This is a genomic window from Streptococcus sp. HMSC061D10, assembly GCF_001808865.1.
Lineage (GTDB): Bacteria > Bacillota > Bacilli > Lactobacillales > Streptococcaceae > Streptococcus.
Window position 1 is genome coordinate 168891 of sequence record NZ_KV795009.1, and the last position, 23295, is coordinate 192185.

Genomic DNA, 23295 nt, shown 5'->3' on the forward strand with positions numbered 1-23295 from the left:
TCCTTTTATTTTGTTTAAAAATGTAAATAGAAAAGGAAAATAAGAAATGAAAATTGAAAACTTTAAATTCAATCCTGAAGCTATTGGGAAAGCTAACTATGTACGCTCTGAAAAAGCACCAGCAATTATTGAAGGTAAGCCTTTTGAGGGGACTCGACATATTGTGATGAATGGGAAACATGGTATGTTCTCGATTATCACTCCAAAAGATATGGCTACATATCAAGTAAATGAGGAAGTTGAACCTATTGATCCAATTTTCCTAGAAGATTATGTTGAAGGATCGAATTTCTCTGCTTCAACAAATGTATTGGCTAAAGGACTTAAACGTGTAGGAGGTAATAAATAATGGCTAAAAACGGACTAGAACTTGGAAATCGTGTAGAAATTTTTTCAAAAAAATATCGTATTTTGAATGACTTGTTGTTAAATCCAAAGGAAGTTTTGGGGAATTGTAAATTTATTAAGAATGAAGGGGCACAGTTTGTAAATATTGATCTTGAAACAGGAGAAGGTGATTATGATGGTGTTGAGGTTTTAGTATATTCAGAAGGACAAGAAGACACTGTATTCTTGAAAGTAACTGAACAATCAGCAGAAGAAATTGATGCTTTGAATCTTGGATATCAAGAAACTATTGATTTTGATACGTTGTTGATCGCATATCACGGTATGCGTAAGGCTGATCGAAATCAAGTTGAACCTAATAAACACCGATTCGTATTTGTAGTTGATAAGCTAAAAAAAACTGCTGTCAAACCTAAACAGGATCAAAAGCAAGAACAGAAACAAGAACATAAAGGATAATTGCTAAAGGAGAAAAGATATGGGTTTATTTCCTGCATATAGGGGAATTAAGATTAAGCCTTACATGGTGAATCTTAGATACTTTATCTTTTCTTTTTTCTTTTTGATATTTAGTCCTGTACTTGGATTCTATGTGTATCAAAATTTTGAAAAAATCAAGAATTTAGATAGATTATCAATTGTTAATTCTGTGATCCTATTGATTGTATTTGTTGTTTTAAGTATCTATTTAACATGGTTTTCGCAAGAAAGAATATTCCTATTTCAAAAGTTGGAAAGACTATCTAAACTGGCTTTCTTTTTGAAAGAAAATGGATACTCTTATACAAAAAAGGTGAAAAGAGATTCAGGTACCGTTGATAAGATTGTGTTTCCTACTGTCTATTTGAAGCAGAATCGTTATGATTTAGATGTAGCCTTTAAAATGGCTGGAAACAAGTTTCAGGAAAAGTTTAAAAAGATTGCTAGTGAACTTGAAACAACCTTTTTCATGGACTTTATGGAAGTTCAGGACGATATTAAGTTTAAGACTTATAAACTTGCCTATTCTGCTTTTTTGAATCGGATCAAGGTGACTGATGTTAACTATTCGGATAAGGGTATTCAATTGATGAAGAATCTTTATTGGAATCCTGTTGATGATCCTCATTTATTGGTTGTTGGTGGTACTGGTGGTGGTAAAACAGTATTATTGAGAACATTGATTCGTGCAATGGCTAAAGTTGGTGTAGTGGATATAGGTGATCCCAAGCAAGCTGACTTTGTAACTATGGCAGAACAAAGAGCTTTTGAAAGTCGTATCTCTTATGAAGCAGAAGATATAGTTTCTATGATAGAAAGAGCAGTAGAAATTATGTTTGCACGTTATTCTTATATGCGCAAGGAACGTGCAGAACATGGTGATAAGGATTTGAAGAAGTTTTATGAGTATGGCTTAGAGCCATATTTCTTAGTTTGTGATGAGTATAATGCCTTGTGTGCCATGCTTGATTTTCAAACAAGACAGCGTTTAGACAATGCTATGGGGCAATTCTTACTTTTAGGAAGACAAGCTGGTTGTTTTGGAGTAATAGCGATGCAGAAACCTTCGAGAGAAGACTTAGGCTCTAAACTGCAAGCGAATATTAACTTCCGTATTTCTGTTGGTCGATTGGACGAGGTAGGTTATGACCTAGCCTTTGGGGAAGTCAATAGGAATAAGGAATTTAAGTATGTGAAATATCTTGCTGGTAAGCGTGTTTATGGTCGTGGTTATGCTTGTGTTTATGGAGAAGTAGCAAGAGAATTTTATTCACCATTACTTGAAAGAAAATTATCATTTTATGATGAATATGAAAAGATAGATAGACGAGAGAATCCTTTCAATCCTTTAGAGAATCCTAGTGTTGGATTGTCTGAAGAAGAAAAACAAGTATTACAGGAAGAAATGCAGGCTAAAGAAGAATTGCAAAAAGGACAAGTTAAAAAAGCTAGTTCTGAAATGGTGCAAGAGTTGATGGCTAGTAAGAAAGAAATAAAGAAAGATGAAAAGGATCTTGTTAAAGCAAGTGATGTATCTATGGATATTGGGGTTAGTTTCTCCTCTGTTCAAAATTTACTGAAGAAGTTAGAAGAACTAGGAAAAATTACGATTATGAGGGAAGATGGAATAATTGTGATGAATCAGGCTCAGGTTCTTTTGGTTAGAGATTTGTTTGAGTTGAAAAAGACAAGAACTCAAAAATGGTCTGATATTTTGGAAGATTTTCCATTTGATGAATACGAACTATGAGAAGAGGGGATATCCCCCTTTTCTTTGTTTATATGTAGTTGGTGTAGTCCAGCTCTCTAGTAGCTAGTAGCAGAAGCGAGGAAGCGAAGCAACGAGCGCCTGCGCTCACTAGCGCTCACTAGAGGGCTGGACTATACTAATTAACCCACCTATTCTAATAGGTGGGTAACAAAAGTTACAAAATGGACTTTACACTTACAGCGACAAGGGATAGAGGTGTGTCCCTTTAGTGCTTTTTTGTGTCCCTTTTGGTAAAAAATGGAGTTTTGAAGGAGAAATGGAAGGAAAAAACTTAAAAAAATTTAGAAAAGAACGAAATATGACAAGGAAAGAATTGTCATTAAAGACTGGTATCCCTGTTTCTACCCTAAAAGCCTATGAAAATGGGTATAGAACATTGAAAAAGGAAGATTTCATAGAAATAAAAAATCAGTTCAGTTTAAAAAACGGTGATACTAATCTAACAAGATACATGATTGACTATTTCAGATTTACGCTTCACAATGAAACAGATATATACTTTGTGGCAAAAGAATTTTTCGGATTTGATGTTATGCTTCGACCTGAAACAACTTCATTTATGAAATATGAACTGTTGTATCGTTATGGTGATATTTGGTTTTTCGGATTTAATTCCTCATTCAGTGAAAATGGAGAGGATAAAAATAGGATTACGGTTCAATTAAGTGGTCAAGGCTGTCGTCAATTAGAAATGTATCTTGAAAATAGTAACCTAACGTGGACTGACTTTATAAAAAGGTTTCAGAAGTGTTATGGAGGTGATTTTAGTGTAACTCGAATAGATATTGCAGTTGATGAAATGGCAATGGAGGATACGAAGGAGAATTTTGATTTGTCAACACTAGTGACTAGATACTATCAACAAGAGATTGTATCTCCTTATTTGAAGAGTTTTTCATTTGTCGGTGGTGGAGGATTTGATTTTGAAAATCCATTTGAATCAGAAAATAGGCAAGGATTATCGATCTATCTTGGTAGTCGTCAATCTGAAATGTATTTTAACTTTTATGAAAAGAGATACGAGATAGCAAAGAAAGAAGGAATTAGCGTATCAGCTAGTGTCAGACTGTTTAGGATATGGAATCGCTACGAAGTTCGTTTTTCGCAAGGAAAAGCTAGAGCGTTTGTTTCAGAAGTACTAGCTGGTAGTGAGATTGCAGAATTAACGAGGTCAATTTTTCAAGGAGCAATACAAATCTATGATGGTACTGATGAACATGGTTTTAGAAAGTATGACAGCAAGTGGCAACAACTTTTTGGAAATCATGAAGCAGTCAGACTAACAGTTAACCCTGAACCTTATTCAGTGGAAAGGACGATTAGATGGTTGGTAGAAAGGGTTTCTAATTCATTATTATTTGTGTCTGAGATTGATCGAATGTTCATGCAAGAGAATATGAAAAAGATAATGGATTCAGGAGAACTTACACCTAGACAGCGAAAAGAATTAGAGTTTCTTCAAAATCAGTTAGGGAGGATAGAATGATTGAATATAAAGACATTGAAAAAATTGTATATTTGATTCCTGCAAGAAATTTTTATGATGGTTTGACAGATAGTAAGGTAGCAAGAGAGTATCAAGCTTATATTGAGTTTCAATCTCAGAAATATCATCAAACTAAAAAAAGGAATGATTGGATTGAATTGAAACGATTGATTACTGAATACGAATCATATTTGGCAAATCAAGTTGATGTGAAACGAAAACTATTATGGTTTGGATTGTTGAGAAGGAGCAAAGAAGAAATGGAAAATGAATGTTTGAATTTGATTCAACGATTTCATTTAGAGGGGTGGATGTGAATATGGAAGTTAAGAAACGTTCTCCAGCCTGTCTAATTAGAAAATGTAAAAGATAAAAATGAAAAGAAAGAGGTATAAAAAATGGCTTTAGCTGGAAAAGATAAACAAATTATTGATTTGTCGAATGAACTTGCAAAAAAACTGAAGGATCAAGAATTTAAGCAAGCATGGACTATGGCTGGTGAATTGAGTGCACTTCTTAAAAATGAAGAAGAATTGCAACTACCGTATCAAGTCCTTGAATGTATCAAGAAAGACCTGTCTAGTTATTATGCAATGAATAAGGAACTTAATAAAGTTACAAATCGAGCATTTGCGATTGGTTGTAGTTTTGAGCGTTCAGCTTCAATTTAATGAAAATTGTGAAGGAAGTCAATTATGGCTTCCTTTTTATTTTTTGAAAGGAGAGTTAAATGAGTGTTAAAGTAGTTTACGATAATTTTTCTGATGTATGTAAAAACTATGTGCATGGGAAAACCTTATTGGATTTACCTGAGAAAGTTATTGCTAAATTAGATGAATGTTTTGATGGTGTGGAGTTTAAAGAATTTGAAGGTTGTAATCCTGATAATGTAGCAATCAATTCATTTACAGAAGTTGATACGAAGGAAGCATTGATTGATTTTGCTAAAATTATAAACCATGAAGAATATGAGCAGTTAGTCAATGAAGAGCGATTATTTTCTTATGTAGAAGAACATAAAGAAGAAATCATCAATCGTTTGAGTGAATCATATACCTATTTAGGTCATGAGGACGATAGTTGGTTTTTGTTGCAGTAGAAAGTAAAGGAGGGAAATAAAAATGGATTTAATGGCTTTAGTTATTTATAAAGGAATCGCAAGACGAGTTTTGCTTCCATGCTCTAGTGAAGAAGTAGCTGAACGCTTTGGCTATGAAGGTCAAGAAATTGAGGTTACAATTGATTCGATTGAAGGTTTGCCTACTTTGAATTGTGAAGATTTAACTTTAGATTTAGCGAATAGTATTGCTGAAAATATTGAAGATGTAGATGAAGATATTGTTTTATCGGTTATTGAAACAGAATCTTCTGATCCATCATACTTAGATAGTTATGATTTTGATGATTGTTATTTATATCCTGAAGTTGCAACTGATAGAGATTTAGGTCAATATCTTGTTGAGGAACTTGGTGTAGAACTATCTAAGGAAAAGTTGCTTCTTTATTTAGACTATGAAAAATTTGGTCGTGATGTTCGTTTAGAAGAAGGTGGTAGCTTTGTCGATAAAGGTTACTTTGTATCAAGATGATAGCGAATATAAGGGTTCTGAACGAAGGTAATTTTGAATTTCTTTGTGAATTGGATATTATGAAGTACAGTCGAGATCAAATCCTAGAAAGAATGAAAGAAAGAGGTATTGAAAAAGATAACTTTTTTATTTGTGGGATTTCTGATTGGCAAGTAGATAAGATTATGTCTTTAGATGAGGTTTACTTGCTGAAAAAAGCAGTGTTGGAATTATATGATGGTGATGAATACATTGTCAAATTTCAATTACAGCGTTATATTCCTGTGACAAAAATTGCAACGACTTATTATAGATTTTGTTCTAAAGATGAAGTTGATACAATTTTTGAATTGACGAAAGAGTTAGATTATAAATCGGTTATTGATTATTTTTTTAAGTGTGGAAATTGGGTGACAGTATTTCAAGGATTTATTAACCAAGGAGAAGTTTTGAATACTCCTAATGGATATTATAGAAAGGTTTCTTTTTAATGAGGAATATGTTTTTAAAGAAGCCACGAAAAGACAAACAGTTAAAGATTAAAAAAATAAGCCAGAAAAAATCGAATCTGATTTTTTTAACTGGCTTATCTTTTTTTGTCTTATTCGGAGCTTTTTCTATGTTTGTTTCTTTATCGACTACTGCAAAAATGAAAGCAAGACTTTCTGAATCTCCTGTCGTAGAAGCAAGAAAAGAAACAGATCGAACCTTGGAACAGTTTTTAGATGGCTATGTAAGTAGATATTTTTCTTATGATTCACAAGCTGGATCATCTGATGAAAATATTTCCAAACTGAATGACTATTATGGAAGTGTTCCTGATGTAAAAAATCAAGGTCAGACAAAACAGGAAATGAATCTTGTTAGTGCTCGAATGTTAAGTGCTAAAGATGGAATTGCTGTTTACCGTGTGATCTATGATACAAAAAATGGAGATAAAAGCCAGCGAGTAGGGATTGAATTTTCGATTCCTTACGGTGAAAAAAATGGTAAGTACTATGTATCTGGATTGCCTTGGTTTTCTCCTGTAAGTGATTTTAAAGCTGATGGGGTAGAAAAAGAGAATCATGTATCTCTAGTTGCGAATGATGAAATGGAAGAAGGAAAACGTAAAAAGTTGGTATCTTTCATGGAATTGTTCTTTAAAAATTATACGACTAGTCAAGCAAACTTAGATTTGATTTCTAGTGGAATTAAGTCTATTGGTGGGGCAACATTCAAGAGTTTGGATTATACCTATTTCAAGGAAAAAGATGGGAAAATACTTGCTTATGCTCAAATTACTCTTGATGTTGCTGGGACAACTCATAGCGAAAATTTTAGTTTTGAGTTACGACAAGATAAAGATAGTTATTTTGTAGAAAAGATGGAACACACAATTCCATCTGATTTTAATAAAAAGGAAGAAAAAGGAGAATAGAATAAATGGCATTGTTTCAATTTTTAGTATCAAAACTTGGTGTTCCAGCAGTCGCATTTTTTGCTGGTATGAAGGCTCTTAAAGCATGGAAGGAGCAGCAGTTAGGAAAACTTTTTGTGATTGTTTTGGTTGCAGGATTCATTCTTTTCTTTTTTGAAAATCCTGAGACAGTGTTAAATGCTACGAAGCCTATTTGGTCTAAAGCCCTTGAATTATTCAAGTAGGAAAATGTTATGAGGAGGGAAGATAAAAAACTCTATGTTTACACTACTGCTTTTAAACAACCTATTTGGGTGCATAAGATAAATGAGGATTTTAGTTTACCATTTGCGATAAAAATGTCGACCATAGTCTATACTCTAGTAAGTTTTGTTTTAGTATGGTTCTTACTAGGGTATGTACCCTTATTGGATTGGGGTTTTCGTTTTGTAGCTTCATTGTTTGCTGGTTGGTGGTGTGGAAACATATTATCTGAGAATAAGATTGATGGAAAAACATTGTTTCGATTTCTAGTGGACTATTTCAAGTTTTGGGTTGAGTATGATAGAGAACGGACAACAATGTATCTCTGTAAAGGAAAAAAATATGAGAAAGTGAGAAGAATTTATCGTGGAATTAACGAATAACATTTGGGCGATAGATGATAGCTTGATTCTCTTAAAAGATGGAAGTGTGCTGGCTGTATTTGAAGTAGAGCCACAAGTCATCAATACGATTGAAGATGGTGAGAAAGAGGACAGCAAAGACCTAGTATTCAATAATTTGTCTAGTATTGCTGAATACAATGATCTTGCGATTCATACTATTAACTTTGATTTAGATTTAGCAAAGAAGATCGCTTTACTATCTCAGGATATTGAGCAAGATGTTGGTACAAGTCCATTAGGAAATTATGTGATTTCAAAACTAGAAGAAAGGCTAGAGGAAGAAGTTACATATTTAACAGAATCAAGAGATTATTTAGTTGTACCTTTAAAGTCGGTCAATGTGTCGTCTGATTTTAAGGTGACGATAAAGCAGACGATTATGACTTTCCGAAAAACAATTATGAAAATGATTGGCTTTGAAGAGTTGCCGAAAGTTGAATGGTGGAAAGATTGGGAAAAACAGAAAGAATTGATTCAAACAAAGTTACATGCTTTAACTATTAAGGAAGTTGAAAAAACTGATTTAGAGCTATTGAATCGAATTCATTTTTTGAATGGTCAATACTATGATAAGGAAAGTGAAATTGTTGCGCTTGAAAATTCGATTGAGAATGTAGACGAAACAATTATTGAAGTTGGTGCTGGAAATGCTTTGAAGTTGATCAATGGTGAAGAAGAAAGTTATGTTGCAACAATTCCTGTATATGCTTATCCCAAAAACGTTTCTTATTTACATTTACTAGAGGAAATTAAGAATATTGGTTTTCCTGTCAATAGTGTGTTGAAAGTTCGTTTTTCAACAAGAAGTGGAATCTATTCTTTGAGTACAAAAGCAAGAAATAAACGCAAAAATCTTGGGAATACAGTAAATGAAACTGCTGAGAATGATGATGTTCAAAAGATTGAAGTTTTGGAAAGTCATGAGTTGTTAGAAGATTTTCAAGAGAAGCATGATAATAAGGAATTGATGGTAACGTATCTTCACTTGTTACAGATTACTGGTGACAGTATTGAAGAATTGAATGTGAAGTATGATGTATTAGCTTCAAGATTGAAAGATTTGGAAGTTGAAATTGTCAAGGCTGTTGCAGATCAAGTGTATTTATTCTATAAGTGTCGTTTAACAGAGTTGATTGATAATAAAAGAGAAAGCTATTTACAATATTCAAGTCTGCGTGGACTATGTGAAAATCTTTTCTTTACAAAGAAAAAAGTAGGTACGGATATTGGCTTTCCTATTGCTCGAATTGATAAAGAAATTGCTTCATGGTTTGGAGACTTTAAACGTGCTTTGGATTTAAGTACCAATATTGTCTTTACGAACTTACTACAAGCGAATAAAATTGGTATTCATGGAAAGGAAACAAGCAATCCTCATACAGCTATTACTGGTGCGACTGGGAATGGAAAATCTTTCCTGACAAAGTTATTATTTGTTTTTCATGCTCTATTTAAAGCCAGAGTATTATATGTCGATCCCAAAGCTGAAATGAAGAAACAGTTTTTATCAGTTTTAGCTAAGTTAGAAAAAGCTGGCACCTATAAACCACTTCAAAAATTTATACGCTCTATTCGTTTTATTACTTTGGATATGCGAAAAGAGGAAAATAGAGGGGTTCTTGATCCATTTTCATTTTTAGAAGATGAAGGAGAGTTGACAGAATTAGCAACAGTACTTGTAGCTTCTGTATTGGATAAAAATTCTTATATCAAGATTCAACCCTATCTGTTAGATGCGATTGATAAGGTATTTGAGCGTAGAAATGCTGGTGAAAAGGTTGGTATGTTGCAGGTATTTGCTGAATTGGAAAGCAATGCAAAAGAAGAAGTTGCTACTGCTGGCTATTTCCTGAAGAGAATTTCAAAGAATTCACTGCTATCTTTGTGCTTCTCTGATGGTAGTCAAGAAGTTTTGAAAACAGATGATAAAGTGATTATTGTTGAAATTACAGGTCTTGATATGCCTAAAGGTACAAATAAAGATGAAATGACTGAAACTCAGTTGAGAAGTTTGACCGTTATGTATGCTTTAACTTATTTCTGTGCGATTTTTGGTGAACGTGAGAAAGATAAGGAAACAATGTTATTCCTTGATGAAGCATGGCAGATTATGTCAACTCCTGCTGGACGACAAGTAGTTAACCGTATCAAACGTACAGGACGTTCCTTTAACAATTTCTTGGTATTGGTGACTCAATCTGTAAAAGACTTGAAAACAAGTGATGATACAACTGGATTTGGTACAGTCTTTGCTTTCCCTGAACATACAGAAACAGAAGCAATACTGGAACATTTACGAGTTGAAAATGATGAATTATCAAGAGCGTGGTTAGAAAATCAAACAATGGGTCAATGTATCTATTACGATACTTTCGGACGAAAAGAACGTATTACAGTAGATGGTACAATTTTCCCTGAGTTTTTACCATTATTTGAAACAGTTGAATCTAGTTTAGTATCAGTACAGTAAGGGGGAAAAATGAGAAGGAATATTTTATTAGGATTTATTTTGTCTATATTTTTCTTTCCTTTTGTAGCTAATGCTACTGAGCCAATTTTACCTAATAACAATTTTAATATTATTGAGTTTGATAAAAATACAAATACTCCCAAATTAACCGATCCTGCTGAAAATGCAAAAAAAATACTGGATAATGCCAAAAAGGCAAAAGAAACACAAGAAGCCTTAAAGAAAAAAGAAGAAGAATCAAGCAAATTGACTTTTGAAAATTATAAGTCCAAAATGTCTGATTTGACTAGTAAGGTTTATTTTGATAAGAAATTTTTTGGATTTGATTCAAATATGAATTATTTCTTCAATTCGATTGTGCAAGCTGTATTTTGGGTATCAAAATTTATCTTTTGGATTATTGCTGGTATTTATGGTGCAGTTGATGGAATGAGTGATATAACTTCTTTATTGAATAATACAATAGACAATTCTAGTAAAGTATTTTCTTCTCTATTCAGTAAAGAAGTTGTTTATGTTGTTGGTGCTAGTATGGCAGTTTATCTATTGTATTTGTTTGCGACTGGTAAGGGTAGTGTGATGAAGTCATTTATTAAAATGGTACTGATCTATACTCTAATTGGTTTATATTTTATAAGATTCAATGTGGACGGTCAAAATAAATATTTATTGACTCACTTATATGATGGATTCAGAACAACAACAATTACGCTTAATGGTGAGATAACAAAAACTCTGACTTCAGAAAGTTCCAATGAGATTGATGCTTATTTTAATGATACTATCATCAAGGCTTATAAGTATATGAACTCTCCAATAAAGGAAGATGGCTCATTTCAATTATCTGATAAGGAATTTGAAGATTTAGCTGGATATAAGCAGGGTGATGGAGATCATCTTGTCGGTGAGAAAAAAATCAAGGATATTGCAAAAGACAAAGATCCTGAAAATAAGATGTTGAAAAATGAGTGGGGTGCAAAGTTTAGCTATGCTTTTGCTTCACTGGTTGATGTAATTGTAGTTGGTAGTGTTTATCTTGTTTTAGGTTTATCACGATTTTTCTTTTTAATGGTTTATATCTTTTTAATTTTGATACTGCCATTTATTTTATTGATCAGTCTATTTCCAAAGATGGAACATTTGATTCATGGATTTAATAAAAAAGCTATATCTATGTTGATTTTATCATCTGTAACATTATTAGCTACAACATTGTTTGTATTCTTCTATAATTCTTTGACAGATTTTATTGGCTATGCAGTTGGTGAGAATGTATTGGTTGTTATTTTTGTTAAAGCGATATTGTTAGTTTTAATGATTAAGAATAGAGCAATGATTTTATCTATGTTCTCACGAATTGGGCGTTTGCCTGTTAGTCGAATGAATGGACTTAATCTGAATAAAGGAACTAAAAAGATTCGAGAGAAATTGTATAGGACAGGTAAAGACGGATTAGTAGTTAGTGGTCAGTTTGCAAAAGGTGGTTTGAAGATGGGGAAAGAAAGTCTACAACCTCGTCTTAAAAATTTAAGCTCGCCAACTAATAACCTGGATAAAAAACAAGGATTGACTAAAGAACAGGTATTTGATACTAACGAAAATGAAACTTATAGTAGAGTTAGAGATGGTTATGCGACTGTCAAACATAGAACAACAGGTACGGTTAATGCTCTGAAAGAAAAAGGAAATAGAGCGATGTCTTTCCTTTATGAAGTGCGTACAAATGCGTTTAGAAATCAAGAATCGAATAAGTTTATAGACTTAAATTCAAAAAGAAAATCTTTTGGAACAAAGGCAGATTATCATGAGAAAATAAAAAACAGTTCTCGTAATGAGGTGAAACGTTTGAGAGAAAAACGTTTGGCCAGAAAGAAAGCAGAATTTCAAGCCAAGGTAGACAAGAGAATGAATCAAGTGAATCCTTTGAATAAAGTTTCACCTCAAAAATCAAAGATTAATTCTCCGAAAAGTAAAAAAATGAAAGGAGGTAAGATTAGTAGTTTAAAGAAAAAGGGAAGAGATAAAAAAGTAGAACTTCCAAATGTAAATATTGAAAGAAAGAGGGGTAGGAAGTGATAGCTAAAAAATACGCAAAAATTTTTGGTTCTATTATTGCGACAATTCTACCCTTATTTCTAATCTTGATTCTGATGATTGGATTTGTAGGTGTGTCTTCAGGGAGTTCATCTGATAGTACGACTGGAAAGAGAACACGTTTAACAGCACAAGAAGTAGCTCAAAAAGCGAATATCTCGGTGGAACGTGCAGAAGATGTCATTAAGATTCTTAACTGGCAACTATCTAAAGAGAAATTTACTTTAGAGGGTGCTAGTGGTTCTCTTGCAAATGCTGAAAGAGAAAGTGGATTTGATCCTAAACTAACGAATCCTTCAGGTGGAGTTGCTGGATATTTCCAATGGTCAGGTTGGGATAATACTATCAATGGTGATAGATGGAGAAATGCAAGTTCTCGTACTTTGGATAGTACAGTAGAGCTGGAACTAATGAGCTATGAATTAAATCATGGCTATAAAAAAGTCAAAGATTATATGCAAAAGGCAACTGATCCTTTTGAAAGTGCCAAGTATTGGTCTGAACATTATGAAGGTGTATTGTTATCAGACGGACAAACAAAACTAGAGAAGCTAAAAAAGGACAGTAAGAAGTGGTATGAAGTCTTTAAAGGTACGATTGAATCAGACGGCTCATCAAGTAGCAGTGCAATAGCAGGTAGCGTAGATGTTCCATTTGGTCAGGTTTCGACTGAATTACCTAGTGGATTTTCGATTGATAAGGAAATAAATCAAGCTGACTATATCACTCAATCTTATCCTTATGGTCAATGTACTTGGTATGTTTTCAATCGTGCAAAAGAATTTGGAATAAACTTTGATCCGTATATGGGAAATGGTCAGGATTGGGCACACAAGGATGGATATGAGGTGACAAATACACCGACTAAACATTCTGCTGTTTCGTTTCAAGGAGGACAAGCAGGTAGTCATGCAACCTATGGTCATGTTGCCTTTGTCGAGGATATTAAAGATGATGGTTCGATATTGATTTCTGAATGTAATGTGATTCAACCGATGCAAGGAACAGGAATTACTGATTATCGTGTCTTTACTGCTGACCAAGCAAAAAACTTTTTATATGTAATTGGTAAATAAGAAAAGAGGAAAAATATGAATAAAAAATTTGTAACATTGTTGTCAGTGGCTGTATTGAGTTCAGTCGCAAATGGAATTTTAGCAGATGAAATTAATTTGGGTGGAAATAGTTCAACTCCAAATGATAATTCAGGTTTAGTAGTTTCAGAAAAACCTGCAGAAGCTCCTAAGGAGTCTACAGCGCCAACAGTAAATGAAAATCTAGATTTGGGTGGAAGTGTGGATAAAAAAGAGGACAAGGATAGTACAGGAGTAGTTGTAGAGCCGATAATGCCAACAGAACAACCAAAAGAAGATAAACCATCTGAAGAACTTGGAAAAGATACTAATAAGAATCAGGAACACGATCATACAGGAGTAGTTGTGGAGCCAACAAGTCCTTCTACCAATAAATCTAAAGAAGAAAAGCCTGTTGAAAATGTGGGTGATGATAAACAAGGAGATCAAAAATCTTCTGATTCAACTTTGGATAAATCAAAAGAGGGAGAAGAAAATACGAAACCAAATAAAGAAGATACTCCAGAAGTGAAGGAACAAAAACAAAAGGCAGAGGATAATGTTGGAGTAAAAGAAAAAGAAGAACCTAAACCCTTGAATGTGACTAAAGAAGAAATTAAGGAAAAACCTATCGAAACAAATACAGGATATAAGATTGTAGGCACTAATAAAGGCAAAGTAGTTGTAGAAGAAAGTGAAGGCAATTATATAGAAAAAGAGCCTTATGAAGTGGGAGCAGTCAAACAGAAAGATGGTACAATTGCTTTGAAAGATAAGGAAGGAGAACTAAAAGTTCTTCCAAATACTGGAACAGCTAGCACAATTTTTGCAACTATTTGGGGATTTGTTGGTTTGATTGCAACATTTTTGGGAAAAAGAAAAGTAAAGTAGCACAAAATTAGCCAAGGCAGGGTAAAGCTTGCCTTGTTTTTTTTGTTGGTTTAAGGAGTTAAAATGGATCAAGTAGAATTATTAAAAATCTATGCTGTGAAGTTAGCTAGTAGGTTAGGTGAAAATCAAGAATCTATAGAGTTTATTGCTGACTCTGTAACTGATCATGGTATTGAAACTATGATAGTTGAAGTTATAAAAAATGCGAAGTTTGTTAAAGTTGTTTATGATTATGAAGGGAGTCATGCTGATAAAAAATTACCAAGAAAAAATTATGCTAGTGTATCTGTATCAATTGAGGAAGGCCACTCTTTTGATTTTAGTAGAGGAGTAGCTTATACTTATTTTCCTGATATAGAGAAGTTGTTAGAACAATTATAAAATAATTGAAAATGTGATATAATAAAAGAAAGTGAAAGGAGAAGGAATCATGATTAAAGAATTTGGTGTTACAAATCTAGAAGTCACAAAAGAAGATATTTTTAAAAATCCTAATAACCCTATCTTACGTATGTATGATGATGAAGAATTGATTGGAACTTTTAATATTCTTACAGGTGAAGTCTTAGAGAACTTGGACTTGGCTGATTATGATATTCGGTTTGCTCAAAAACAAATTGAATTGAATCGTGATAACTACCTTGAAACGTGGAAGGACTACGTGGGGTTGTTACATGCCTAAGTATTCTTTTTTGAAGTATGGTATTGAGATTCGTCCGAATGAGCATAATCATAAAGGTCAGAAGGCACATATTCATATCTATATCCACGGTGAGGAAGTAGGTTCAATGTTTTTGACTGGAGAGCTTCGAGATGGTAGATTGAAATCAAAAGATATGAAGATTGTAAGGCAGTATGTTTTAGAAAATGCAGATGATCTTCAAGCTTTATGGGATGAATATCAAAAAAGTGCGTATTAAGAAAATAAATTCAAGCCAGAAATGGCTTGTTTTTTTTTGCTGTTGTTTAAGGAGTAGTAAATGAAAGAGTCGAAACAAGTATTTAATATTGAAGTTCCAATTCCTTCTAATATGGTTTTGATCAGTCGTTCCGAGTATCTAGATTTAATACAGAAAGAAGAAATTGGTCAATGGTGGACTATTGATAAGGTTGAGGAATTATTGTCTATTAGTAAAACAAAATTGGTCAATGATATATTATTGAATCCAACAATCAAAAATGAATTAGATATTGAGCAAAATAAGGAAGGATTTGTCTTGTATCCGAAAAGTAAGGGGACACCTTATAGATTTTTAGCAAGAAAAACAAGGGAATATTTTGATAAAAATTATAAAAAAATATTATTGATGTTATAATAGAATGGTGATGGCTGCCATTCAGAAAGGAGTTAGTGTGGCAAGTTACAGACAGCGTGGAAAAAACAAACTTTGGGATTACCGTATCTTTGATAAGCAAGGTAATGTTATTGCGACAAATTCGGGTTTTAGAACTAAACGAGAAGCAATGAATGAAGCTCAAGAAAAGGAGCGTAAGTTATTTCAATCAAATTATACAGCGAGGTTTGATAGTAAGGCTACACTGTATGAGTTGTGGCAGGATTGGTATGATCTAGTGATTCTTCCATCAGAAAAGGCAAAATCGACAAAAGAAGGCTATTCTTATAGAGGAAAGATGATGGAGAAAATCTTTTTAGACATACCTGCAGTTCAAATTAGTCATAAAGAATATCAGTCTAAATTGAATGAATATGGTGAACAAGTAACTAAAGATCATGTAAGTCGATTAAATGCTGATATTCGAACAGTAGTCAATTTTAGCAAGAGAAATGGTCTAGTTTTGAATGATTTTACTGAGGGTGTAAAAATATTTGGTCTGTCTGGTAAAGATATTGATGATAAATATCTCCATAGTATTTCTGACTATAAAAGTTTGTTATCTCATCTACGGTCAAAATTTAATTATCGAGAATCGGTGATGGCTTATCTATTATACTTTTTATTTAAGACTGGATTTAGAGTTGGAGAAGGTATGGCAGTATGCTGGTCTGACATTGATTTTGAAAACAAGACCATTAAAACATATAGAAGATTTTCAGGAGATCGACAAGAATTTACTCCTCCAAAGACGAAAACTTCTGTTAGAGAGATTCCTGTTGATGAAAAATTATTACAAGTTCTAGAAGATTTAAAAGCAGAACAGTCTAAAGTTCTTTATGATCGTGAAGATTTGAATAAAGAAGATTTAGTTTTTTATGATAGAAGATATAGAATCCCAACAAATGCAGGTCTTAATAAATATTTAAGAGTTTGTTTATCAGAACTTGGAATTGGTAGTCAAGAAATGTCAGCAACTTCAGGTAGACATACCTACGGTTCATTTCTACTTGCAAAGGGGGTGGATATATGGATAGTAGCAAAGCTGATGGGACATAAAGATATTCAGCAAATTATTAGAACATATGGTCATGTTTTGAAAGAAGTGATCGATAAAGAGTATGATACAGTTAGGCAGTTATTGGTCGATTAAAGAAGAAAAATAAAAGCAAATTCATTGACCAAAATTTGACCAAGTGTATCAAAAGTATTGATAATACAGTATTTCTGAGATGTTTTCTTATCCCTGCAATCGGCATTTTTAGTAATGTAAAGAAAGACAAAGAAAATTCAAAATGTTTATTTAAAGGCAATAATTACAAGTTTATTTTTAAAAATAATTTAGCATTTTTAATTTTTTTGACCAAATTTTGACCAAAAAGGGAATATTGAATAAAGTAGATTAGATTGATTTACTCTTTAGTAATATTTAAAAAAGTTTCTATAAAATTTTTTATCTGTATTTGAAGAGTAGTATAATCTATGTGATAGATTACCTTTATACAAATATTATAGATTGGCATCAGAAAGAGTAAAACTACAAAAGCTGATTAGAATTATCAACATATATTAAAATGAGGAGGAGTATCATGAACAAGAAAGAACAGATGAAACATGTTGAGAAGACCCATGGTCGAAAAGGAACTTCATCTAGATTGGCAGAAACCCTTTCTACAATTAATAATATAAAAATGTATATCGGTCTTGCCATAACAGCTCTAGTTATAATCATTGTTGCTAGCATCTTTTTAAATTCACCTAATCTCAAGCAAGAAGCAAATCAAACTTCTTCCTCATCTAAGACTGAAGAGACGACAAGAATTCAGGAGAAAGAGGACGATAAGGATAAGGTAAAGGAAGAGGAAATTCAAAAGCTAAAGGAGCAATTGGCTGATTTGGATACCAAGATCTCAGAATCGGAGCAGCATGTTAGTCAATTAAAAAAAGAAGCTTCTGTTCCCAAATTAGATATTGAAGCCCTCAGAAATAATGATTTATCAAGTTTAGAGGGTACTTGGCGGACACAGTCTGGTAATGAATATATCATTAATGATTCAGGGGAAGTCCAATCTTCTTGGATAGTCAATGATCAAAAGCATGAGTCTATTGTTGAATTGAAAGTATCAAAAAGTCAGAATGATCGCAACCCAGAAACAGTAGCCCTTGGTGCTTGGGCAAAAGGTTCTCAGGCGGGAGGGTTTGTGGTAGTCGTTGTACCAAGTGGTGTTGTCATGGAATCTGGTGGTGATGGTAAAATAACAGACAATTCCAATCACACTGAGGATAGACTCTTTGCAGGACAACAATATGAAGGAATGTTGATGCATCCAGAAAATGTTTACTATCGTGTTAAACCGGATACGAGTCAATTAGAATCTGAAGAGAAAAATTTAACGAAATTGAAAGCTGATCGTGATGCCATCAAATCAGCTTTAGAGTCTAAAGAAAAATGAATGAAAAGAAGCCAGCAATGGCTTCTTTTTTAGAAAAATTCTGACCACATAGTCTATCATGTCTGCCACATAGACAAAAGCTATTGTTTGTGATTTTTATTTCTGTTATAGTTGTAATTGTTAAAGGGAGATAAAACTTCCTAACAAAATAGAAAATGAGGTCGTATCATGAAAAAAGTAGTAGGTATCGGATTTTTAGTCGTTGCAGCAGCAGTCTTGTATTTTGGTTTAGTTGGATGGCCAAGTTTGGATGTTAATATCTGGGCCCTCTTTCCAGTAGGTTTATTCCTATTTTTTACTCTTGAGAATTTGGTGAAAAAAGATTACAAGGCCAGTCTCATGAGCTTGATGATTGCCTTTATCATCGCCAATGCTATTCTTGATATCTTGCCACTTTCAAGCGGTTTGGTTATCGGTGCTGGAGTCTTGGCTTGCGTTGGAATTGGATTTCTTTTTCCTGAAGCCAACAAGTAAGAAAAATAATACAAAAAAATCTCGAGATTTCCTCGAGACTTTTTCTTTATTGACCTGCGTAATATTTTTGAATCCCTTTTACAATACCTGCAACCAATCTGTTTTGGTAGGCATCACTGCGGACTTGTTGATTCTCATTGAAATTGTCAATATATCCCAATTCCAATAGAACGGCTGGTTTATTAGTTTCTCGAAGGACAGCAAAGCTCCTTCGTAGACGACCTGCATCCTTAGCACCAGTTTCAGCTAATAGTGAAGAGTGGATGTCTGCCGCAAGTCGATTACTTTCACTGATACGGTCAGGATGGTTATGCCAGTATTGGTTAATCTTAGAAGGATAACTAGAGTCTGCTTCATAAGAATAAGTCTGAATCCCAGCCGTATTTGAAGCTGGATTACCACTAGCATTGAAGTGAATACTAATAAAGATATCTGAATCAGTCTTATTAACCATTCTTGAACGTTCGGTGACATAGTCTACAAAGACATCACTGTCTCTTGAAGAAAGAACTGTATAGCCAAGTCCCTCGAGTTCCTTGCGAAGTTTCTTGTAAACTAGCATAGTGAGGTCTTTTTCATTAGTGTTATAGTAAACGGCACCAGGGTCTTTACCACCATGACCTGGATCTAGGAAGATAATATTGTTATATTTCCCCTTTTCAAAACCACGACTTACAGAAGTTTCACCAATCCATTTCCCATTGCTTTGGAATTGATGAGTTTGTCCATCGATTTTATGGGTCCCTGTAACATAGACTCCATTTTCATCCACATAATAGCGGGCTTTATAGTAGCTGTCGTCAATCCATTCGCTCTTAGCCATGTAGCCACCTGCCTTGAGGTAGTAAGAGCCAATCCATTCACGTGCTGCGTAAGCACCACCAGATTTTAAGTAGAACCAACTATCATAGTTTTTATCGAAAATCCATTCTTTTTCAGCCATAGCACCGCTAACTTTTAGGTAGTAGCTACCTTGCCATTGGTTGCTTGCCATTGTAGCATCTTTGTTAAAGTAGTACCAAGTACCACTAATTTTGTCCCACTTGTTTTTGATTAATTTACCAGAAGCAAGGGCATAGTACCATTGTCCATCTTGTTTGACCCAAGAACTCTCAGCCATGGCACCACTATTAGTAAACAGATAGTCGTCAAAAATTGTGTTGCTGAGCATGACACCGTCTTGATCAAAATAGTACCAGACACCACCGATCTTTTCCCATTTTTGTTGAGAAATTTTTCCATAAGCGTTAGCGTAATACCATTTTTCTTGGAGTTTAATCCAACCAGAATCGACCATGGCCCCGCTACTAGTAAGGATATATCCGTCAAAAATAGTATCGCTCAACATGATTCCATCTTTGTTGAAGTAGTACCATTTTCCGTGGATTTTTTTCCAGTTAAGAACAGGGGCATTATTTTCATAGAAGCGCCAGTGGTTTTCCTCTAATACCCAACCTTCTTTTTGGACTTCTGGTGCCTTGTCTTCTTCTTTCTTAGCTGGATTTGTCGTTTGATTGGCATTTGCTTCAGTTGAAGGTTCAGCTTCCTTGGCTGGGAGACTGTTTTTCTCCACTTTGTCAGCAGAGGTTTCACTATGTGTTGTTTCTACTGGGGTTGACTGTACTTTGTTCTCCTCAGCATAGCTAAGGTTGGTTGTTAGACCAAAAACTGAAAGCGTAATGGCGCTTGCCAAGAGCGTTTTTTTCACTTGATTAATCTCCTATTTTTATTTTTTTATAATTTTATCAGAAAAGTGCCTCATATAGAACATTTAGTGACCAAGATTGATGTGTTGGTGGACTGTATTGCTATAGTTGACTATTTCATCACGAAATTTTGAACAATCATGATGATATAGATGAGCAGTGTTAGTAAAAATCCAGCTCGCCAAAAGAATTTAATAAATTTTGGATAATAAAAACTACGTTTTTTATTTAAGAAGAAAAAGACTAACACAATTGCTAGTATTGATAAGGCCGTTCCCAATACTGGGAGTTGATTGTGTGTGAACATCTTAGCCGTAATCAAATAGTATTCAAAAATTAGAAAAGGAAAAGCTAAATCAGCAGCATTGATGCCCCTTTTCTTTAACTTAAAGAGTCTGCTTAAAATAATCGCCAGAGCTAAGGTTAGTACCAAAAGCAAGATGGAAGCAAGTTTCATTAAAATCATACCATTATTGTATCATAAAATTTTGAGAATAGAAAAGTAAATTCCTTGATTTATCACTGTTTTAGCAAAAAATCATTGATAAGAAACAGATTTTATAATTTCTGCTTGATCAGAATAAATCATGTGTTCGATACAATGATAGTTTGAGTCCTCAATATAAATCTTTTTTATGTTCACCATAGAAAATATATATTAGTCAGAAGTGAAGAATAGTAGTAGAATGAGTAGCAAATAAAACAAAGGAGTTTCTTATGAAATTAGTTACGTTATGGTCAAAACTCTCACTTGGTATCCAATTATTGGTGGCTTTGGTCTTGGGTGTGATTGCTGCGATCATCTGGCCACAATTTGCAGGCTTTTATCAATTTTTAGGTCAAGCCTTTATTAAATTGATCAATATGGTTATCATTCCTTTAATCTTCCCAACTATCGTTGTTGCGGTAGCTGGTGTTATCGGGAAAAAATCTTTTGGGAAAATCTTGACCAAGAGTTTGGTTTACTTTTTCGCAGTAACAACTGCTATTACTCTTTTGTTTGTATTTGCTAGTTACTATTTAGGATTTGGTCAAGGAGTGAATATCGGTCAAACTGGTGGAAACCTTGATGGAATTGCCAATAATGTAAAATTTAGCGAATTTTTGCTTGGTTTTATTCCATCAAATATCGTCAAATCTCTTTCAGAAGGTGCCCTCTTACCAATTATCGTGTTTGCCATCTTTCTTGGTTATGGAATCGGGAATCTTAAATCAGAGAAATCTCAGAAAATTATCCAAGGTTTCCAAATCTGGATTGAAGCCATCTACAAGATTGTTGCAGTAATTATCAAATTATCACCGATTGGAATTTTTGGATTTATCGCCAAAGATGTTGCAACTACTGGGCTTGATAAATTGATTGGACTTGGTCAGTTTGTCATTGGAACTTATTTGGCCTATGCTGTTTTGGTTCTCCTTATTTTCCCTTTGATTGCAGTCTTCTTTAAAGTTCCGTATTTGTCAGCCTTTCGTGAAAATTGGAGTCTCTTGACTCTGGCTTTTGTTACAGGTAGTTCGAGTGTTGTCTTGCCATCACTTCTTAAAGATTTGAAAAAACAGGGGCATGACGAGCATACAATTGATTTAGTTGTTCCTTTAGGATATACTTTTAACTTAGAGGGAGCAGCAGTTTATTTCTCAGTAGCGACAATCTTTATCGCCCACGCCTATGGCATTCAATTTTCTTTATCAAGTCTCTTGTTTACTGTTTTACTCTTGACCTTGATTGGAAAAACTGCAGCAACCGTACCATCAGGAGCTATCGTAGTTCTACTAGCTGCAGCACCTCAATTGGGCTTGCCAGTTGAAGGAGTGGCCTTGATTTTTGCAGTTGATTTCTTTGTCAATGCCGGCCGTACCATGATCAATGTTCTGGGTCAAATCTTAACAGTCAGCGTTATCGAAAAAACAGAAGGATATATTTTAGAAGAAGAAAAGGAAAGCCAATTATCAGTCAGCTTTTCTTAAGGAGTTTATAAGTAATGAGTGAAGCAAAAGTTTATGTAATCCATGAGAATCTTGAATGGACCCAGCATTTGGTCAAATGGTTGGAAGAACTAGAAGTCCCTTATGAACTGTGGGATTTGTCTAGTGGGATTTTAGATTTGCAAAGCCCACCGCCGCAAGGTATCTTTTACAATCGTATGTCTGCCTCTTCTCACACAAGAGGACATCGTTATGCGCCAGAATTTACAGAGCAAGTGATTACTTGGTTAGAAGCACACGGACGCAAAGTTGTGAATGGTACCGGTGCTATCAACCTTGAAATTAGTAAAATCAAACAATATTTGAAGTTAAACGAATCTGGTATCGAGACTCCTGCAACAGTTGCAGTTTTGGGTCAAGAAAACATCATTGAAGCAGCAAGAAAACTAAACATTTATCCTTTGATTACCAAGCACAATCGAGCAGGTAAGGGTTTAGGCGTTCAACTCTTCCAAAATGAAGAAGAACTTGAAGCCTATGTCAATAGTCCACTCTTTGAGCCTTCCGTGGACGGGATTACCTTGTTACAAGCCTACATCAAACCAAGTGATGGACGTATCCGTCGTTCAGAGTTTATCAATCAAAAGTTTCTCTACACTGTTTCAATCGACTCTTCAGATGGTTTCCAACTTTGTCCAGCAGATGGTTGTCAAATCGGCAAGAGACCAGAACAACTAGAAACGTCTGAGAAATTCCAGATTACAGAACCTCTACCAGATGACCGGAGAGAAGCTTATGAGAATTTCTTGAAAAATGCTCAGATTGAAGTTGCCGCGATTGAATGGGTTCAATCAGAGAGTGGAGACATTTATGTCTATGATGTAAATACCAACACCAACTACAATCATACAGCAGAAAAAAATGCCAATATTTTTGCTCACCAACATTTGGCTCAGTATCTAAAAACAGAATTGCAAGCCCTGACTAGTGGACAAGAAAGTAACTAATTCAAAAATCCCCCAGTATCTGATGACTGGGGGATTGATTTGTTTATACTCTTCGAAAATCTCTTCAAACCACGTCAGCTTTATCCGCAACCTTAAAGCTGTACTTTGAGCAGCCTGCGGCTAGCTTTCTAGTTTGCTCTTTGATTT

Annotated in this window: 27 protein-coding genes; 25 read left to right on the forward strand and 2 right to left on the reverse strand. The window is 34.1% G+C overall.

Going from position 1 to position 23295, the window contains the following annotated elements; genetic code table 11:
- The first annotated feature begins 46 nt into the window (after window positions 1-46).
- From HMPREF2728_RS04480 to HMPREF2728_RS04590, 23 genes are all read left to right on the forward strand, one after another.
- Window positions 47-349, forward strand: coding sequence for a hypothetical protein (locus tag HMPREF2728_RS04480; RefSeq protein WP_075227172.1), 303 nt, complete (start codon window positions 47-49; stop codon window positions 347-349).
- Complete coding sequence (locus HMPREF2728_RS04485) at window positions 349-807, forward strand: hypothetical protein (protein WP_075227173.1); 459 nt, start codon at window positions 349-351, stop codon at window positions 805-807. Before HMPREF2728_RS04480 ends, HMPREF2728_RS04485 begins: the two co-directional genes overlap by 1 nt.
- Before the next feature lie 19 nt (window positions 808-826).
- Complete coding sequence (locus tag HMPREF2728_RS04490) at window positions 827-2578, forward strand: FtsK/SpoIIIE domain-containing protein (protein ID WP_075227174.1); 1752 nt, start codon at window positions 827-829, stop codon at window positions 2576-2578.
- Window positions 2579-2855: 277 nt separating this feature from the next.
- Window positions 2856-4085, forward strand: coding sequence for a replication initiation factor domain-containing protein (locus HMPREF2728_RS04495; protein WP_075227175.1), 1230 nt, complete (start codon window positions 2856-2858; stop codon window positions 4083-4085).
- Window positions 4082-4402 (forward strand): hypothetical protein, encoded by a 321-nt coding sequence (locus HMPREF2728_RS04500; protein WP_075227176.1) that lies wholly within the window; start codon window positions 4082-4084, stop codon window positions 4400-4402. The genes HMPREF2728_RS04495 and HMPREF2728_RS04500 overlap by 4 nt, the downstream gene beginning before the upstream one ends.
- 81 nt (window positions 4403-4483) lie before the next feature.
- Window positions 4484-4756: a hypothetical protein gene (locus HMPREF2728_RS04505; RefSeq protein WP_001152052.1), complete on the forward strand. Its 273-nt coding sequence runs from the start codon at window positions 4484-4486 to the stop codon at window positions 4754-4756.
- A 59-nt stretch (window positions 4757-4815) separates the two neighbouring features.
- Window positions 4816-5184, forward strand: coding sequence for a hypothetical protein (locus HMPREF2728_RS04510; protein ID WP_075227177.1), 369 nt, complete (start codon window positions 4816-4818; stop codon window positions 5182-5184).
- 22 nt (window positions 5185-5206) lie between these two features.
- The gene (locus HMPREF2728_RS04515; RefSeq protein WP_075227178.1) at window positions 5207-5674 is read left to right on the forward strand and encodes an antirestriction protein ArdA; all 468 of its coding nucleotides are present in this window, start codon (window positions 5207-5209) and stop codon (window positions 5672-5674) included.
- Window positions 5671-6144 carry a hypothetical protein gene (locus HMPREF2728_RS04520; RefSeq protein WP_075227179.1) on the forward strand — a complete coding sequence of 158 codons (474 nt, stop codon included), beginning with the start codon at window positions 5671-5673 and terminating at the stop codon, window positions 6142-6144. Before HMPREF2728_RS04515 ends, HMPREF2728_RS04520 begins: the two co-directional genes overlap by 4 nt.
- Before the next feature lie 8 nt (window positions 6145-6152).
- Complete coding sequence (locus tag HMPREF2728_RS04525; protein ID WP_398578142.1) at window positions 6153-7073, forward strand: conjugal transfer protein; 921 nt, start codon at window positions 6153-6155, stop codon at window positions 7071-7073.
- A 5-nt stretch (window positions 7074-7078) separates the two neighbouring features.
- Window positions 7079-7297 (forward strand): TcpD family membrane protein, encoded by a 219-nt coding sequence (locus tag HMPREF2728_RS04530; RefSeq protein WP_001173290.1) that lies wholly within the window; start codon window positions 7079-7081, stop codon window positions 7295-7297.
- Between the two features lie 9 nt (window positions 7298-7306).
- On the forward strand, window positions 7307-7699 hold the full coding sequence (locus HMPREF2728_RS04535; RefSeq protein ID WP_001250567.1) for a TcpE family conjugal transfer membrane protein: 393 nt from the start codon (window positions 7307-7309) through the stop codon (window positions 7697-7699).
- Window positions 7683-10190, forward strand: coding sequence for an ATP-binding protein (locus HMPREF2728_RS04540; RefSeq protein WP_075227181.1), 2508 nt, complete (start codon window positions 7683-7685; stop codon window positions 10188-10190). The genes HMPREF2728_RS04535 and HMPREF2728_RS04540 overlap by 17 nt, the downstream gene beginning before the upstream one ends.
- 9 nt (window positions 10191-10199) lie before the next feature.
- Entirely contained in the window at window positions 10200-12266 is a 2067-nt protein-coding gene (locus HMPREF2728_RS04545) for a hypothetical protein (protein ID WP_075227182.1), read from the forward strand.
- Entirely contained in the window at window positions 12266-13360 is a 1095-nt protein-coding gene (locus HMPREF2728_RS04550; RefSeq protein WP_075227229.1) for a phage tail tip lysozyme, read from the forward strand. The genes HMPREF2728_RS04545 and HMPREF2728_RS04550 overlap by 1 nt, the downstream gene beginning before the upstream one ends.
- Window positions 13361-13375: 15 nt before the next feature.
- A complete protein-coding gene (locus HMPREF2728_RS04555; RefSeq protein WP_075227183.1) occupies window positions 13376-14248 on the forward strand; it encodes an LPXTG cell wall anchor domain-containing protein in 873 nt (290 codons plus the stop codon).
- Between the two features lie 63 nt (window positions 14249-14311).
- On the forward strand, window positions 14312-14629 hold the full coding sequence (locus HMPREF2728_RS04560) for a hypothetical protein (RefSeq protein WP_075227184.1): 318 nt from the start codon (window positions 14312-14314) through the stop codon (window positions 14627-14629).
- 49 nt (window positions 14630-14678) lie between these two features.
- Complete coding sequence (locus tag HMPREF2728_RS04565) at window positions 14679-14930, forward strand: hypothetical protein (RefSeq protein WP_075227185.1); 252 nt, start codon at window positions 14679-14681, stop codon at window positions 14928-14930.
- The gene (locus HMPREF2728_RS04570; protein WP_001127469.1) at window positions 14923-15168 is read left to right on the forward strand and encodes a DUF4160 domain-containing protein; all 246 of its coding nucleotides are present in this window, start codon (window positions 14923-14925) and stop codon (window positions 15166-15168) included. The genes HMPREF2728_RS04565 and HMPREF2728_RS04570 overlap by 8 nt, the downstream gene beginning before the upstream one ends.
- A gap of 60 nt (window positions 15169-15228) precedes the next feature.
- Entirely contained in the window at window positions 15229-15564 is a 336-nt protein-coding gene (locus HMPREF2728_RS04575; RefSeq protein ID WP_075227186.1) for a DUF771 domain-containing protein, read from the forward strand.
- Window positions 15565-15601: 37 nt separating this feature from the next.
- On the forward strand, window positions 15602-16735 hold the full coding sequence (locus tag HMPREF2728_RS04580) for a site-specific integrase (RefSeq protein WP_075227230.1): 1134 nt from the start codon (window positions 15602-15604) through the stop codon (window positions 16733-16735).
- Between the two features lie 436 nt (window positions 16736-17171).
- Entirely contained in the window at window positions 17172-18035 is an 864-nt protein-coding gene (locus HMPREF2728_RS04585; RefSeq protein WP_075227187.1) for a DUF6287 domain-containing protein, read from the forward strand.
- Window positions 18036-18203: 168 nt separating this feature from the next.
- Window positions 18204-18509, forward strand: a complete 306-nt coding sequence (locus HMPREF2728_RS04590) for a hypothetical protein (RefSeq protein WP_060955978.1) — start codon at window positions 18204-18206, stop codon at window positions 18507-18509.
- A gap of 46 nt (window positions 18510-18555) precedes the next feature.
- On the opposite strand, the gene HMPREF2728_RS04595 is transcribed toward HMPREF2728_RS04590, so the two are convergent.
- Both HMPREF2728_RS04595 and HMPREF2728_RS04600 read right to left on the reverse strand, forming a co-directional pair.
- Window positions 18556-20217, reverse strand: coding sequence for an N-acetylmuramoyl-L-alanine amidase (locus HMPREF2728_RS04595; protein ID WP_075227188.1), 1662 nt, complete (start codon window positions 20215-20217; stop codon window positions 18556-18558).
- 110 nt (window positions 20218-20327) lie between these two features.
- Window positions 20328-20681: a DUF3397 domain-containing protein gene (locus tag HMPREF2728_RS04600; protein WP_083280548.1), complete on the reverse strand. Its 354-nt coding sequence runs from the start codon at window positions 20679-20681 to the stop codon at window positions 20328-20330.
- A gap of 251 nt (window positions 20682-20932) precedes the next feature.
- Here HMPREF2728_RS04600 and HMPREF2728_RS04605 point away from each other — a divergent pair, with 251 nt between their 5' ends.
- Window positions 20933-22183: a dicarboxylate/amino acid:cation symporter gene (locus tag HMPREF2728_RS04605; RefSeq protein ID WP_075227190.1), complete on the forward strand. Its 1251-nt coding sequence runs from the start codon at window positions 20933-20935 to the stop codon at window positions 22181-22183.
- A 14-nt stretch (window positions 22184-22197) separates the two neighbouring features.
- Window positions 22198-23148, forward strand: coding sequence for an ATP-grasp domain-containing protein (locus HMPREF2728_RS04610; protein ID WP_075227191.1), 951 nt, complete (start codon window positions 22198-22200; stop codon window positions 23146-23148).
- The last annotated feature ends 147 nt before the right edge of the window (window positions 23149-23295 follow it).